The sequence below is a fragment of the Arthrobacter sp. Ms25 genome, from assembly GCF_059090365.1.
This window is the reverse complement of sequence record NZ_JBNHFP010000001.1, coordinates 921891-937270: the sequence shown is the minus strand read 5'-3', so window position 1 is coordinate 937270 and position 15380 is coordinate 921891. Positions and strand designations below refer to the sequence as shown.

The 15380-nt window shown below is 68.8% G+C and carries 10 protein-coding genes; 4 read left to right on the top strand and 6 right to left on the bottom strand.

The window, feature by feature from the left end; all coding sequences use genetic code 11:
* Positions 1 to 9 precede the first annotated feature (9 nt).
* From AC5RT8_RS04390 to AC5RT8_RS04380, 3 genes are read right to left on the bottom strand one after another with little or no spacing between them, the layout of a single operon-like run.
* Positions 10 to 1002 carry an NAD-dependent epimerase/dehydratase family protein gene (locus AC5RT8_RS04390; RefSeq protein ID WP_494094456.1) on the bottom strand — a complete coding sequence of 331 codons (993 nt, stop codon included), beginning with the start codon at positions 1000 to 1002 and terminating at the stop codon, positions 10 to 12.
* Positions 999 to 3629 carry an alpha/beta fold hydrolase gene (locus AC5RT8_RS04385; protein ID WP_494094455.1) on the bottom strand — a complete coding sequence of 877 codons (2631 nt, stop codon included), beginning with the start codon at positions 3627 to 3629 and terminating at the stop codon, positions 999 to 1001. Before AC5RT8_RS04385 ends, AC5RT8_RS04390 begins: the two co-directional genes overlap by 4 nt.
* A complete protein-coding gene (locus AC5RT8_RS04380; RefSeq protein ID WP_494094454.1) occupies positions 3623 to 4648 on the bottom strand; it encodes a 3-oxoacyl-ACP synthase III in 1026 nt (341 codons plus the stop codon). The genes AC5RT8_RS04385 and AC5RT8_RS04380 overlap by 7 nt, the downstream gene beginning before the upstream one ends.
* 214 nt (positions 4649 to 4862) lie before the next feature.
* On the opposite strand from AC5RT8_RS04380, the gene smc reads away from it, so the two are divergent.
* Positions 4863 to 8474, top strand: coding sequence for a chromosome segregation protein SMC (gene smc, locus AC5RT8_RS04375; RefSeq protein ID WP_494094453.1), 3612 nt, complete (start codon positions 4863 to 4865; stop codon positions 8472 to 8474).
* On the opposite strand, the gene AC5RT8_RS04370 is transcribed toward smc, so the two are convergent.
* The gene (locus AC5RT8_RS04370) at positions 8471 to 9202 is read right to left on the bottom strand and encodes a glutamine amidotransferase (RefSeq protein WP_494094452.1); all 732 of its coding nucleotides are present in this window, start codon (positions 9200 to 9202) and stop codon (positions 8471 to 8473) included. The two genes, smc and AC5RT8_RS04370, sit on opposite strands and share 4 nt — an antisense overlap.
* Positions 9199 to 10428: an MFS transporter gene (locus AC5RT8_RS04365; RefSeq protein WP_494094451.1), complete on the bottom strand. Its 1230-nt coding sequence runs from the start codon at positions 10426 to 10428 to the stop codon at positions 9199 to 9201. Before AC5RT8_RS04365 ends, AC5RT8_RS04370 begins: the two co-directional genes overlap by 4 nt.
* 62 nt (positions 10429 to 10490) lie before the next feature.
* On the opposite strand from AC5RT8_RS04365, the gene ftsY reads away from it, so the two are divergent.
* A complete protein-coding gene (gene ftsY / locus AC5RT8_RS04360; RefSeq protein WP_494094450.1) occupies positions 10491 to 11693 on the top strand; it encodes a signal recognition particle-docking protein FtsY in 1203 nt (400 codons plus the stop codon).
* An 82-nt stretch (positions 11694 to 11775) separates the two neighbouring features.
* Here the strand turns inward: ftsY and AC5RT8_RS04355 are convergent, their stop codons facing one another.
* Positions 11776 to 13443: a hypothetical protein gene (locus tag AC5RT8_RS04355; RefSeq protein WP_494094449.1), complete on the bottom strand. Its 1668-nt coding sequence runs from the start codon at positions 13441 to 13443 to the stop codon at positions 11776 to 11778.
* Positions 13444 to 13671: 228 nt separating this feature from the next.
* Between AC5RT8_RS04355 and AC5RT8_RS04350 the strand changes: the two genes are divergently transcribed.
* Both AC5RT8_RS04350 and AC5RT8_RS04345 read left to right on the top strand, forming a co-directional pair.
* Positions 13672 to 14967, top strand: a complete 1296-nt coding sequence (locus AC5RT8_RS04350; protein ID WP_494094448.1) for an ammonium transporter — start codon at positions 13672 to 13674, stop codon at positions 14965 to 14967.
* Complete coding sequence (locus AC5RT8_RS04345) at positions 14964 to 15302, top strand: P-II family nitrogen regulator (protein ID WP_494094447.1); 339 nt, start codon at positions 14964 to 14966, stop codon at positions 15300 to 15302. The genes AC5RT8_RS04350 and AC5RT8_RS04345 overlap by 4 nt, the downstream gene beginning before the upstream one ends.
* The last annotated feature ends 78 nt before the right edge of the window (positions 15303 to 15380 follow it).

Sequence of the window (15380 nt, the reverse complement as noted above, 5' to 3'; positions counted from 1 at the left end):
GACATCATCCTAGGAGTAGTGCCGGGCAAGCTGGAGCATGCCCTCTTCAATCGTCACTTCCGGAGTCCAGTCCAGGACTTCACGGGTTTCCCGCTGGTCAAACCAGTGCGACGTGGAGAGCTGCTCGGCCAGGAAACGTGTCATGGGCGGTTCGTCATGAACCAGTCCCCGCTGTCCGGCCTTCAGCCAGGCCCGTTCGATCAGGCTTCCCGCGCCGCGCGCAACCTTTCCCGGCACGCTCCAGCCCGGCGCCGCCACACCTGCGGCCGCACAGATACCGGCAATCAGTTCGCCCACCGGACGCGGCTGACCGTTCGTCACCACGAGGGCACGGCCGGAAGCGGTATCCATCCGCTCCAATCCACGGACAATGGCGGCTGCCGCATTATCGATATACGTCGTGTCGATCAGGGCGGCACCGGCATCGAGCAGCGGCAGGCGGCCGGACCGGGCACGGTCAATCACGCGCTCCACCAGCTGCGTGTCGCCGGGGCCCCAGACGATGTGCGGCCGGATGGCAGTCACGCGGAAGGCGGGCGAATTCTGCCCGAGCGCAATCAGCTCAGCCTCGGCTTTGGATGCGGCATAGAAACCGCGGGCCCGGGCCGGATCAGCGGTGCCGGCACCGGCACCGGCAATCGGTTCGCCGAAATGCGCCACCGACGGGGAGGACACGAAGACGACGTCGCGGACGCCGGCAGCCTGCGCCGCCTGGAGCAGGACCTGCGTCCCGCGGATGTTGGTTTCCTCGAACTCGTGCCACTCGCCGGTGAAGGAGACCTTCGCGGCGAGATGGATGACGGCGTCCATCCCGTCGACGGCGCGGGCAGCGGCAGCAGCATCAGCCACGGACCCGGCAACGGACTCCCGGCCGGGCACTCCGGGACGGCGCTGGAAGGTGCGCACCCTGTGGCCCTTGGCTTCCAGCAGGTCCGCGACGGCACCGCCCAGCAGGCCGCTCGCACCGGTGACCAGGACATTGTGCGGGGGCAGGGCGCTCACCGCTTGCCCTTCCCGAGGCGGGGTACCGGGCCGCCTGCCAGCAGGCGGGATGCCCAGTCAGCCAGCGCCGAACGGTCGATCTTGGAGTTGTGCCGGATATCGGTGGGCATCTGCGGCAGCACCAGCACCGCCGCCAGGTCCATGCCGACCAGCTCAGCCACGCGGGACCGAACAGCGGACGTGAGCCCGGAAGCCGGGGTCCCGGCCCGCCGTGCGGGAGGATCGGTCTCCACCACGGCCACGGGAACCTGCGCTCCGGCAGGTCCGACGCCGACCAGTGCGGCACGGCTCACGCCATCGACCGCCTCGGCCGCCTGTTCCGCAGCCACCGGCGTCCGGACACCGTCCGCAGTGGTGAGGATGTGCCCGAGACGGCCCTCGACCCACAGCCGGCCCTCGTCGTCGAAATGCCCGACATCGCCGGTACGGTGCCAGCCGTCGATGGACGAGCTGGCACTTTCCGTGATCCACAGCCGGTCGTAGCGGTCCTTGACGTGCGGAGCGCTGACCAGGATCTCTCCGGTGCGGTTCGCGACGGTCAAGGGCTTATCGCCCACCGACCCGTCCGGGAAGACTTCGGCGATAGCCACCTCGGCGCCGGACACCGCACTGCCGACGCAGACACCATTGCCGGACCCGGCAGCACGGATGCCTTCAAGGCTGATGTCCGTGACCGGCAGTGCTTCCGTCATACCGTAGGGGGTGTGCAGGGATGCCTTCGGCACCAGGTCCTGCACCTGGGCCAGGAGCGGCTCCGCAATCGGTGCGCCGGCGGAAAGCAGCAGTTCCACCTGTGCCAGCGCGGCCCGCTGCGTCGCGTCCAGTGCCCCGGACGTCGCCAGTACGTTGGTCAGTGCTGCCGGAGACGCGAAAATCGTGGTGGCGTCCACGGCTACTGCAGCATCGGCCAGGGCGGCGGCGGTCAGGGTGCGCGGCGAGGTGACGTCCATGTCCGGTGTCACCGACGTGGCGCCCAGCGCGGGACCCAGCAGGGCAAACGGCGCGAAGCCCGCCACCAGGGAGGTGCCGGCCCGCAGGTTGTAGGTGTCCTTGATGGCATCACGCATCGCGGCCAGCTGCCGGTGCGTGTAGACCACGCCCTTGGCCGGTCCGGTGGAGCCGGAGGTGAAGAGAACGGCGGCGTCGGCGTCGGGCTCCGCAGGGTACCACGGCACCTCGGCCGCTGTGCCGTCCGCGATGAGCTCCTCGACGGAGTGCTTCACGCCGAGCAGGCGTTTGCGGGCCGGAGACAGGGTGGAAACGCTGATCCGCGTACCCGGCCAGCCGAAGGCGCGGGCCCCGATGAGGGCACGGTCGATGCCGATGAGGAAGGACGGGCCGGCACCCTTGATGGCCCGGCCGAGGCCCTTGGTGCCCAGCCCGGCGTCGGCCACCACAATGACGGCGTTCAGGCGCAGGCAGGCGTAGATCAGCGAGGTCAGTTCAATGCCGGGCGGCACCAGCAGGTTCACCCGGGTGCCGGGACGTACACCGGCGGCGGCGAGTCCGGCTGCGAGGGCATTGACGCGTTCGGCAAGCCCGGCCCAGGAGAGGGTGCGCGGCCCGGCAGCCGCGCCGTCGCCGCCCAGCGGAGCCATGTCGACGACGGCGGCCGTGGAATCCGCGGCACGTTCGTCCAGTTCCGCCAGCATGGGCCGGAAGACGCCGGCGCTGCGGGGAGCCGTCTTGGCGACCGGCTCTTCCACAGCGGTCTGCAGCCAGGAGAAAACAGGGGAGGCGATATCGACATCTTCGGGCAGCAGGTGCCCGGCACCTTCAAACCGGTGCACGGAGGAAGTCGGAAGCCGGTCCAGCAGGTCGCGCAGGTAGCGGTCGGAGAAGACCGGGTCCTTGGGTCCCCAGAGGACCAGCGAGGGAACATTGAGCCTGCGGATGCCTTCGGCGACCGTGTTCAGCGTGCGCCAGCTCGGATGGGTCTCGACGGCGGGAATGTCGGCAACGAAGTTCGCCACCCCGTGCCGGCGGGCAGCACTGCGGTACGGGAGTGCGAATGCTTCGCGGACCGGCGCGGCCAGGGCAGGCTGCGCCAGGGAATGCGTGACGCGGATAAAGGCATCGGTGCTGCGCGTACCCCAGGGATGCACGGCCGGATGCAGGGCCAGCTTCAGGGCCGGCGGCAGCGAATATCCCGCCGGGTGCACCGCGGTGTTGGTCAGCACCACGCCGGCAAGCTGGCGGCGGTGCCGCAGTGCCCAGCCCAGGGAGATGACGCCGCCCCAGTCATGGCCGACGGTCACGACCGGGCCGGTGATTCCCAGCGTGTCGGTGAGGTTGCCGAGGTCGGCGATCCGGTCCTCCAGCCTCCGGAAGGTGCCGGTGCGTTCGGAGAAGCCCATGTCCAGCTGGTCCACGGCTACCACGCGCCACGGCTTGTCGGCGGACGCTCCGGCAGCCAGCAGCGTGCGCCACAGGTAGGACCAGGTGGGGTTGCCGTGCACGCAGAGCAGGGTTCCTACCGGTTCCACCCCTGCGGCGGCCAGGTCGGGACCGTTATCGAGGATGTGCCACTTGCGGACCGTGCCGGGAACGTCGACGGCGGCAGTGGAGGGAACGTGGACAAACGTGGACCAGGCGGGGGAAACGCCGGGCCAAAGCTCCTCTACCACGCAATCTCCATCATGGTGGTGTTCAGGCCGGAGCCCACGCCCATGCACAGCACCCGGTCGCCCGGGTTCAGGGACCGCGACTCCTGGGCCAGGGTCATCGGCAAAGACGCCGGACCCACGTTGCCCCAGTTCGGGAACGTGATCGGCACCCGGCTCCGCTCCAGGTCCACGGCCTTGATGATGGCGTTGGTGTAGGAGTTGGACACCTGGTGGGTGACGTAGCGGTCCATGCCGGACCAGTCCCAGCCGTTGCCGTGCGCTTCATGCCAGGCGTCCACCACGAGTTCCAGGCCGCCGTCCAGCAGGCCCTTGGTGTCGGTGTACATGCCGTCGATGCCGCCCACGCAGAGTTCGTGGTGCTGGGTGCCGGCGCGGGAGACGCCGCCGAGGATGCGGTGCGAGCCGGGATGCCGGTCCGCCCGGCCGATGACGGCGGCGGCTGCACCGGAGCCCAGGGTCAGGGTGGCGAATTCGCGCAGGTAGTCCTCGCGCGTGGAATCGGGGGCGTTGAGCCGGTCAAAGGTGGCTTCCTGCACCCCCTGGGAATCCTCGCCGGCCACGATCAGGGCATAGTTGATCTGCCCGGAGTCGATCATGTTGGACGCCAGGGTGATGCCGTTGACGAAGCCCAGGCAGGCGTTGGCCAGGTCGAAGTTCATGGCGGAGGAGGGCAGGCCCAGGCCGTTGTGGATCTTCACGGCCACGGAGGGCTCCAGGTTCCGGCGGGTCACCGAGGTGTTGATGAGCAGCCCGATCTCGGAGGCCTCGATGCCGGCTTCGGCCAGGGCCTTCGCCCCGGCTTCGATGGCGCCGTCGTCGAATGCGGTGCCCGGCGCCCACCAGCGCCGCTCGCTGACGCCGGCCACCCGCTCCAGCAGGCGCTTGGAAAGCCGCAGCCGCTTGAGCGAGGGCTGGAGACGCTCGTCGAATTCGCTGGAACTCATCACCACCGGAGCTTCAACGCTGTTCACGCTGAGGATGGCCGAGTTCGAGTGCTGGAAGTTGAAGTTCCCGGTCAAAATGCCTGCCTTGTCTGCTGCTGGACCTATCGCGCTGGCGGCCGCCGTGAAGCCTGCATCCACGCCCTAAAATCATATGACTCATCTAGAAGCCTACTTACCGGGCCCGCGAATCCGCAGGGAAAAGCCCGATTACGCTCTCCGAGTAGAGCGGAATTTCGACGCTAACCGCGTAGATTTAAGGAATCAACCCCGGTAGGAGAGATTAACACCCGTGCATCTGAAGACCCTGACCATGCGAGGATTCAAGTCCTTCGCATCGGCCACCACCTTTGAGTTCGAACCCGGTGTCACGGCGGTGGTGGGTCCCAACGGATCAGGAAAATCCAACGTCGTGGATGCCCTGGCCTGGGTGATGGGGGAGCAGGGCGCCAAGACCCTGCGCGGCGGCAAAATGGAAGACGTCATTTTCGCGGGCACCTCCGGCACCTCCGGCCGCGCGGCGCTGGGCCGGGCCCAGGTGTCGTTGACCATCGACAACGCCGACGGCGCGCTGCCGATTGAATACTCCGAAGTCACCATCTCGCGCACGCTCTTCCGCGCCGGAGGTTCGGAATACGCCATCAACGGTGCCCCGTGCCGCCTGCTGGACATCCAGGAACTGCTCTCCGACTCCGGCCTGGGCCGCGAGATGCACGTCATCGTGGGACAGGGCCAGCTGGACAGGGTGCTGCATGCGGGTCCCGAGGAACGGCGGGGCTTCATCGAAGAGGCCGCGGGCATCCTCAAGCACCGCCGGCGCAAGGAAAAAACCCTGCGCAAACTCGACGCGATGCAGGCCAACCTGGCCCGGGTGACGGATCTCACGGCGGAACTGCGCCGACAGCTCGGTCCGCTGGGGAAACAGGCCGCCGTCGCCCGCCGGGCCAAGACGGTGCAGCAGGATGTCCGGGACGCCCGCTCACGCCTGCTGGCCGATGACCTGGCCACCCTGACTGCCGCCTGGCACAAGGAAACCGCGGACGAAAACGCCCTGAAGGCCCGCCGGGACGAGGTTGAAGCCGCAGTGACCGGCGGCCGGCAACGCCAGGCGGCCCTGGAAGCGCAGGCCGCTGAGGCCGCCCCGCAGCTGAACGCCGCCCGCGACACCTGGTACGAGCTGTCCTCCCTGCAGGAGCGGTTCCGTTCCCTGGCCGCACTCGCGGCCGAACGCGCCCGCCTGCTGGGTGCTGCGGAACCGGCCGCCGGCAGCGGCCGGGACCCTGAACAGCTGCAGGCCTCGGCGGACCGGGTGCGCGCGGAAGCCGCCGCCCTGGAAACGGACCTCGAGGACCGGCGGGCACGGCTGCAGGATGCCGTGGAAATCCGTGCCGCCGCCGAAGAGGAGGCAGCTGCCGAAGAGAAGCGCTACGCGGAGCTGCTGCGCGCCGCCGCGGACCGGCGCGAAGGCCTGGCCCGGCTGGCCGGGTCCGTGGATGCCGCCCGCTCACGGGTGGCCTCGGCGCAGTCCGAAGCGGGCAGGTTGCGTGCTTCCATCGCCGCCGCCGAGGAACGGCGCACGCGTGCACAGGAAGAGTTCGAGCAGGTGCAGGGCTCCGCCGCAGGTGCTGAAGCCGGCGAAGCGGACCTGGATGCCGAGTATGAAGACGCGCAGGCGGCGCAGGAGGAGGCGGAAGAGGCACTGCAGCTGCTGAAGCAGGCCCGGCAGGATGCCCTCCGCGAGGCGGAGAACCTCTCGGCGCGGCGGGAAGCGCTCGCCGTCGGCCTGGACCGGCGTGACGGCAGCACCTTCCTGCACAACGCCGGCCTGGACGGGGTGCTGGCGCCGCTCGCGGATCGAATCAGTGTTCAGCCCGGCCGGGAACGCACGGTGGCTGCCGCCCTGGGAACGGCCGCGGAAGCCCTGACCGCCACGGATCTCGCCGCTGCCGCCCGCGCCCTGCAGCACCTGAAGGACGCCGGGGAGGGCCAGGCGGAACTGCTGCTGGGCGGCACATCCGTGCCCGGCGCGGAACCGTCCGCCGATCTACCCGCCGGTGCGGTGCCGGTGCTCTCGCTGGTGGACGCCGCTGCCGAGGTGCAGGCCGTGCTGGACACCCTGCTGGGAAATGCGGTGGCCGTTGCCGACCTGGAAGCGGCGGTAAAGCTGGTGACTGCCGCTCCGGAGGCCACCGCGGTGACAGCGGACGGCGACGTCCTGTCCTCCTTCAGCGTCCGCGGCGGGTCCGTCTCGGCGCCGGGCCTGCTCGAACTGCAGGCAGCCGTGGAGGACACCGATGCCCGGCTGGCGGCAGCACGGACCCGGGCGGAGGAAGCCGGCGCCGGCATCGGAGCCGCCGCCGCACGGGTCGAAGCCTGCCGGGTGCGGGCAAACGCGGCCCTGGCGGCGCTGCATGAGTCCGACGCGCGGCTCGCCGCCGTTGCCGAACGGCTCGGCACCCTGGGTTCCGCCCTGCGTGCTGCCGCGGGAGAGGCCGAAAGGCTTACCTCCCTGTTGAAGTCCGCCGAAGCCAATGTCCTGGCGGAGGAAGCGCAACTGGCTGCCGTCACGGAGCGGCTGGCCGCAGCCGGCGAAGGGCACCAGGAGGAACCGTCCGCCGAACGGCGCGACGCCCTGGCGCTCGCCGCAGCCTCCGCCCGGCAGGCGGAAACGGAGGCCAGGCTGGGGCTGCGCTCGGCTGAAGAGCAGCTCAAGGCCGTGGCCGGACGCGCCGAATCCCTCGAACGTGCTGCGCAGGCCGAACGCCGCGAACGGGCTGCCGCCGCCGAACGTGCACGGCGCAGGGCGCGGGAGCGTGCCCGGGCCGCCGCCGTGGGCGCGGCAGCCGAAACCGTGCTGGACCACGTGGAGGTTTCCCTCGCGCTGGCAGCCGCGGAACGGACCCGGGTCGAGGAAAACCGCGCCGCCCGGGACGCCGAGCTGGCGGCAGTGCGCAGCGCCGTCACCGAGGCCGCGGCCGAACTGGCCCGGCTCACGGATTCGGTCCACCGCGACGAACTTGCCCGTGCCCAGCAGCGCCTGCGCATCGAAGCCCTCGAAGCCCGTGCCCTCGAGGAACTGGGCATGACGGCCGAGCACCTGGTGGCGAATTTCGGTCCGGACCAACCTGTTCCGGTGCCGGTTGAACCGGCCAGCGGCGACAAGTGGGCTGCCCTGCGCACACCGGTGGACGAGGACGGCAATCCGCGCACGGAGGGGATGCCGTATGTGCGGGCCGAGCAGGAGAAACGGCTGAAACGGGCCGAACGGGACCTCGCCGCATTGGGGAAGGTCAACCCCCTGGCGCTGGAGGAATTTGCCGCACTGGAGGAACGCCACCGGTTCCTCTCCACCCAGCTGGAAGACCTCAAGGCCACCCGCAAGGACCTGCTGGACATCATTGCCGACGTGGACCGCCGGGTGGAGGAAGTCTTCACCGCCGCCTACCGGGACACCGCGGAGCAGTTCCAGAAAGTGTTCGCAACACTGTTCCCGGGCGGGGAAGGCCGCCTGGTGCTGACCGATCCGGAGAACATGCTGACCACCGGCGTCGAAGTCACGGCCCGGCCCGCCGGCAAGAAGATCAAACGGCTGTCCCTGCTCTCTGGCGGTGAACGGTCCCTGACGGCGGTGGCCCTGCTGGTGGCCATCTTCAAGGCCCGGCCCTCACCGTTCTACGTGATGGACGAGGTGGAAGCCGCCCTGGATGACACGAACCTGGGCCGGCTGCTCACGATCTTCGAGGAGCTGCGCGAGTCCAGCCAGCTGATTGTCATCACGCACCAGAAGCGGACCATGGAGGTCGCAGACGCGCTGTACGGCGTGACCATGCGCGGCGACGGCGTGTCCACAGTCATCAGCCAGCGGATCGACCGCGCGCGGGACTCCGCCGTGCAGGAGGCCTAGGCCGCGTACCTGCTGACGAAGTTGCGCAGCACGCGCGGGGGTACGTGCACGGCCGATCCCCGGACCGCGTCCATCACTGTCTCCGCCTCCTCGGGCTGGAAATAGCCGGCGTGCCGGTACACGGAGATGCGGGTCAGCAGTCCGGCCACGTCCAGTTCGGGATGGAACTGGGTGGCATAGAGGTTGGATTTCACCCGGAACATCTGCACCGGACAGGTGTCCGAGCCGGCGAGGTTCACTGCATGCGGCGGCAGCTGGGCAACGGCCTCCTTGTGCCCCACATACGCGGCGAAGGTATCCGGAACACCGTCCAGGAGCGGGTCCCGGCGGCCTTCGGGCGTGAGCCGGACCTCGACCGGTCCCACCGGCTCACCGTAGCTCCGGTCCACCGTCGCCCCCTGGTGCCGGCCCAGCGTGCCCACCCCGTAACAGGCGCCGAAGAACGGAAAGTCGCGGGCCACGACGTCGTCCAGGAGCGCGGACATGTCTGCTTCCACGCGTATCTGGACGGGGGACTTGGACTCCTCCGGGTCGCTGGAGTTGAACGGCCCGCCGCCCACGATCACGCCGCTGTAGTTCTCCAGGTCCACCGGCGGCAGCGGGCCGGCTTCAAGCCGGACCCGGTGCAGCTGCTCCTCGGCGAGCCCGCCGAAACGGAGGAAGGAGGCGTATTCCTCGTCGGCGGCGTCATCTTCGGCACGGGTGGCCAGGAGCAGGAAAGGCTTCATTCCTCGATGGTAGTAGGGGCGGGGGCCGCTTTCCGTGCGGGCAGGGTCTCCCGCGCGGTCAGCCAGGCGACGAACCCCATTGCGGCAATGGCGCCGGTGACACCGAACGCCCACGAGTAGCCGAGCGAATCGGCGAGCATGCCGGCCAGGATGGGCCCGGCAATCGCCCCGGTGTCGCTGGCCATCTGGAAGGTGGCCAGGACCTTGCCGCCGCTGCGTCCGTTGCCGATGATGTCACTCACCGCAGCCTGCTGGGAGGGATTGAGCAGCCCGGTACCCGTGCCGGCGATGACGGAGATGATCAGGAACTCCGGCACGCTGGAGCTGAAGCCCATCAGCGCGGTGGCGACGGCATTGACGGCCAGTCCGATGAGGGCCAGCGGCTTGCGGCCCCAGCTGTCGGCCAGGCGGCCGGAGAAGGTCAGGACGACGGCGGTGCCGACGGCGAAGGCGGTCAGGGAAATGCCTGCCACCTCCGGTCCGGCGGACAGCGCCGCGGCGGCGAACAGCGGGACCAGGGCATTACGGACACCGAACGAGGACCAGCCGTTGGCGAAGGAGGACACCAGGGACGCCCGGTAGGTCGGATCGCGCAGTGCCTCCGTGACGGTCAGTACCGGAAGCGCCGCAGGCTTGGTGTCATCGGGTCCGGCCACCGGGCGTGCGTCTTTCAACCGGAGGAAGACGACGCCGGCGGCCAGCACCAGCGCGGCTGCGTAGACCAGGAAGGGGATGCGCAGTCCGAATCCGGCCAGCAGGCCGCCGAGCAGCGGGCCGCCGATATTCCCGAGCAGGAAGGAGGAGGCATAGGCTCCGGAAACCCGGCCCCGGATCTCCGGAGGGGCGAGCCGGATGATCAGCGCCATGGCCGAGATGGTGAACATGGTGGAACCGATGCCGCCCAGGCCGCGGAAGACCAGCAGCTGCCAGTAGCTCTGGGCAAAGGCGCAGGCTGCGGTGGACAGGGCCACGATCAGCAGGCCGGCAATGTACACCGGACGCTCGCCGAGCTTTTCCAGCAGCACGCCGCCGGCAGGGGCGAACACCAGCCGGGTGAACGCGAACGCGCTGACGATGACGGCGGAAGCCGTGACGCCGACGTCGAAACTCTGCGCAAACTGCGGCAGTACCGGTGCCACCAGGCCAAAGCCGAGGGCTATGACGAAGGCGGCCGCGATAAGGACCTGGATTTCCTGGGGGATTCGGATTTTGGGGGAGCTCACCATGATAAGGCGATTGTCTCAGATTCCCGGGGAACGGATGAGCAGCGTGTGAGAAGCTTGGAGGCGTGAATGAGACCCTTTCGATAGTGATCTATGTCCTTGTTGCGATCGCCGTGATCGGCTTCTCCGCAACACTGCTGGTACGGACCCGGCGTACACCCAAGAGCATGTACCCCACCCGCCGGGACGCCAACGATCCGGTCACCGGAACCGGCGGCGGCACCGACACCCTTGAGGCACCGCCGGGGGAGACCGACGTCGTTGTTCCGGATGACCTGCGCGACCTGGAGGAAGCCCCCGCCGCCCCGGCACCGGCTCCCGAAAAGCCGGCCATCGAGACACCCGAACCGGTGCAGGGCCGCCTGGCCCGGCTGCGCGCCCGGCTGGCAAAGTCCAACAACGCGCTGGGCAAGGCGCTGCTCGCGCTGCTTTCCCGCGACACCATCGATGAAGACGTCTGGGACGAGATCGAGGAGACCCTCCTCCTTGCCGACCTTGGCACCGAACCCACCATGGAACTCGTCGATGCCCTGCGCCGCCGGGTCAAGGTGTCCGGCAGCCAGGACCCGCAGGAAGTCCACGCGATGCTCCGCGAGGAACTGATCAAGCTGGTGGATCCGACCATGGACCGCTCCCTGGCCGTGACCCGCCACGCCGATACCCCCGCGATCGTCATGGTCGTAGGCGTCAACGGCGTCGGCAAGACCACCACCGTGGGCAAGCTCGCCCGTGTGCTGGTGGCCGAAGACAAGGATGTGCTGCTCGGTGCGGCCGACACCTTCCGCGCCGCAGCCGCCGAACAGCTGGCCACCTGGGGACAGCGGGTGGGCGTGCCCACCGTGCGTTCCGACGTCGACGGCGCCGACCCCGCCTCCGTCGCGTTCGAGGCGGTCAAGGCCGGCATCGAAGGCGACGTGGACGTGGTGCTGGTGGATACCGCCGGACGCCTGCAGAACAAGGTCGGCCTGATGGACGAGCTTGGCAAGGTCAAGCGCGTCATTGAAAAGCAGGCCGCGGTGGACGAGGTCCTGCTGGTCCTGGACGCCACCACGGGGCAGAACGGCCTGACCCAGGCGAAGGTCTTCGCCGAGGTCGTCAACATCTCCGGCATTGTCCTGACCAAGCTGGACGGCACCGCCAAGGGCGGGATCGTCGTCGCGATCCAGCGCACCTTGGGCGTGCCGGTGAAGCTGGTCGGCCTGGGCGAGGGTGCGGATGACCTGGCACCGTTCGAGGCCGAGAGCTTCGTGGACGCCCTGCTGAGCTAGGCACTGTTCCGCTCCGGACAGCCAAAAGGACCCCGTGCTTGCGAAAGTACGGGGTCCTTTGCTGTTGGACGGAACCGCCGGGTTAGAACGTGAAGTTCAGGACCGTGACGGTTCCGGCGGTCAGCGGGAATGTCTGGGTGGCCGAACCGTACTCGAACCCGGGGACGGTCAGCCGTTCGGCGGCCGGGGTGCCCTCCGCTGCCTGCCCGTCGATCAGTGTGCCGTCCTCGGCAGCATAGGACGGGCCGGTCAGCTGGGTCATGGTCCCGGTCAGCGGCTGTCCGGGCAGCTCCAGGGTGACCTCGGTCTGGGCATCGGTCTCGGGGTTGTGGTTGTTCACCACCACCACGCTGATGCTGCCGTCCGCGTGGCGCACCGCATACGGGTAGGCGAGCCCGGCCTCGTTGGCGTCCAGCTTCAGGAAATCGCCCGGCTCCATTTCGGCAACCAGAGAAAGTCCGTAGTAGTTGGCGCGCTCATCCACTATGCCGTTGGGCTGGAGGTAGGCCCCGCCAAAGCAAATGGCGGACATGGGCGGGCCGCCCGTGCAGGTCAGCAGTGAGCTGTGGAAGCTGACGCGTTGAATCCCCAGCTGCGCGGCGCTCAGCGCGTAGTCGGCGCTCCACAGGGCAGAGGCATGGGTCTTGGTGGTTTCGTTGGAGCCGGGGCAGGCGGAGATGCCGGTTTCCGGAATCCAGGTCTCCAGGCCCGCGGGGGCTGCTGCTTCCAGCCCGGCGGTCCGGTACCCGTTGGAATGCTCATGGATCCGCTGCGCCGTCAGGTTGGCCAGCACCGGCTCGCCGTAGGGATCACCGGCGTCGCAGGAGGAGAGCGGGTAGTAATGGAAGGACAGGATCTTCTCCTGCGGCAGCTCCGCTTCGGCAAACGGACCCCACCAGGATTCCTCGTACGTGCCCGGGCCCACAATCGGCACCTCGGGGGCGACGGCGTAAATCGCCTCGGCGTAGGCCTTCAGCTCCGTCAGGTAGTCCTCAATGCCGTAGTCGGCATCCCGCAGGCCCGTTTTGGCGAAACCGTTGGGCTCGTTGCCCACGGTGACGCCGGCCAGGCGCTCGCCGAACGTCGCGGAGGCGTACTTCATCATGTCCGCCGCACGCGCCGGGTCGTAGTTGCCCAGGTCCACCGTCAGGGCGATCTGCCCGTCCACTGCCTCGAGCAGCGTATTGACGCGCTCCAGGTCGGCCGGAGTGACCGCACGGACCGGATGGGCCTTGTCTCCGGTGAGGTTTCCGGGAATGGCTTCTCCCGCGGAGGTCCAGAAGAAGCGCCGGTCCACGGCGTTGCCGCCGAACCGCAGCAGCGGACGGCCCAGTCCGGAGAATGATTCGACCATCTCCGGGTTGTCCCCGGCCAGCGCAGGATTCGCCAGGTCGGTTGCTTCCAGTGAAAGGCCGACCAGACCGGGCGAAAGCGACGTGCCGAGCGTTTCCCCCGCCACCTTGATATTCAGCGGTTCCACCGGGTTCAGCGGGGAGCCGGCAGGCGGGCCTGCCTGCTCGTAGAACGTAAACTCCGGCGCGGGCGGCAGCGTCGGCTTCGCCTCGACGGTGAACGGTGTTCCGCTGGGGGCCGCCGCTGCGGGGGAGTCAGTGTTCTCCTGCAGGAGCGGCACGGCCACCGCGGCGGCGGCGACAAGCGCTACGCCGGCGACGGCGGCCAGCACCTTGGTGCGGCGTCGTAGTGGTCTTTTCGGATCCGGAGTGTTCTGGTCGGGGCTCGCGTGTGGCACGGGGCATGGTCCTTTGAGGTGTGAGACAAGTGTCCTCATCCTAGCCACCGGATCCAGGGGTGCCCTGCGGCCGCACGTGAAACCTGGGCGAAATATGTCCGTCACGATCCTTTTACGCGAATGCCGGGTTTGTAACCTCCCGGCAACACCTCCGGGCCGGGCCGGAAATCTGGCCCCGGCAGAGTTCCTTGTGCGGGAGATGCCCGCGAACTGTGAAGGGACGTGAAGATGGATCTGTCAGCAGGCCACGTCTGGGTGATGATTTCGGCGGCGCTCGTGCTGCTGATGACGCCCGGCGTGGCATTCTTTTACGGCGGCATGACCCGCGCCAAGGCCGCGTTGAACATGATGATGATGAGCTTTGTGTCGATCGGACTCATCGGCGTGGTCTGGGTCCTCTGGGGCTTCTCCATGACGGGCGGGAACGGCGTCGCCGGGCTGTTCGGCAATCCCTTCACCTCCTTCGGGCTGCAGGACATCCTCGGCGCAGAAGACCTGATCACTGCCGGGTACGGGGCAACGTTCGCAATCATTACCGTGGCGCTGATCAGCGGTGCGGTTGCGGACCGGACTCGGTTCGGCGCCTGGGTGGTCTTCGTCCCGGTCTGGGTCACCCTGGTCTACTGCCCGCTGGCCTTCATGGTCTGGGGCGGCGGCCTCCTCGGCGCCGAAGGCGCCGTGGGCTCGGTGGTCGGTGAAGCTATCGACTTCGCCGGCGGCACCGTGGTGCACATCAACGCCGGCGTGGCCGGCCTGGTCCTGGCCCTGATCCTCGGCAAGCGCAAGGGCTTCGGCAAGGATCCGAACCAGCGCCCGCACAACATCCCGTTCGTCATGCTCGGAGCCGCACTGCTGTGGTTCGGGTGGTTCGGGTTCAACGGAGGCGCCGCCGGCACCGCCGAGGAAGCGGGCCTGATCTGGATCAACACCCTCGCCGCCCCGGCCGCCGCCATGCTGGGCTGGCTGCTGACCGAACGGGTGCGCGACGGCCGCGCCACGTCGCTGGGAGCAGCATCCGGCGTCGTCGCGGGACTCGTCGCCATCACCCCGGCCTGCGCCAACGTCAGCCCCCTGGCAGCCGTGGGACTCGGCCTGGTTTCCGGGGTCCTGTCCGCGCTGGCCATCGGACTGAAATACCGGCTCGGCTATGACGATTCGCTGGACGTCGTCGGCGTGCATCTGGTGGCCGGCCTCGCGGGGACCCTCGCGCTCGGATTCATCGCCCTGCCGGTCGACGGCGCCGGAGGCGGCCTGTTCTACGGCGGCGGCCCCGGCCAGCTCGGCGCGCAGGCGGCGGCTGCCGCTATCGCCATTGTCTTCTCCGCCGTCCTGACCCTGGCCATCGGGCTGGCGATCCACAAGACCATGGGCTTCCGGATCTCCGAGGAAGACGAGGTGAACGGCGTGGATCTGAGCGAACATGCCGAAACTGCCTACGAATTCGGCGGACTCGGCACCGGCGGCTCCTTCAGCCCGTTCCCGGACACGGTACGCACCACCACTAAGGAGACGGTCAACTCATGAAACTCGTAACCGCTATTGTCCGGCCGGAAAAGCTCGACGACGTCCGCGGCAGCCTCGAGAGCTACGGAGTCCAGGGGCTGACCGTCAGCCCCGCCAACGGGTACGGCCGCCAGCGCGGCCACACCGAGGTATACCGCGGCGCCGAATACACAGTGGACCTGCTGCCCAAGGTCCGGGTGGAAATCCTGGTGGCCAATGACTGGGTCAACGACATTGTGGACGTGCTGGTCTCCACCGCCAACACCGGACGGGCCGGTGACGGCAAGGTCTGGGTGGTGAACGTGGAGGAAGCCCTGCGGGTCCGGACGGGGGAACGCGGGGACTCCGCCCTGTAGGTCCACAACCAGGGGCAACCTGCCGCCCGGCCGGAGCACCGGCCGGGCGGCAGCCGTGGGCAGGTAACGCGGGAGGGG

Bases quoted from the DNA above. Each gene is read 5' to 3' on its own strand.
- AC5RT8_RS04345 (WP_494094447.1), top strand. From the start codon at position 14,964: ATGAAACTCGTAACCGCTATTGTCCGGCCGGAAAAGCTCGACGACGTC.
- AC5RT8_RS04365 (WP_494094451.1), bottom strand. From the start codon at position 10,428: ATGGTGAGCTCCCCCAAAATCCGAATCCCCCAGGAAATCCAGGTCCTT.
- AC5RT8_RS04350 (WP_494094448.1), top strand. From the start codon at position 13,672: ATGGATCTGTCAGCAGGCCACGTCTGGGTGATGATTTCGGCGGCGCTC.
- AC5RT8_RS04370 (WP_494094452.1), bottom strand. From the start codon at position 9,202: ATGAAGCCTTTCCTGCTCCTGGCCACCCGTGCCGAAGATGACGCCGCC.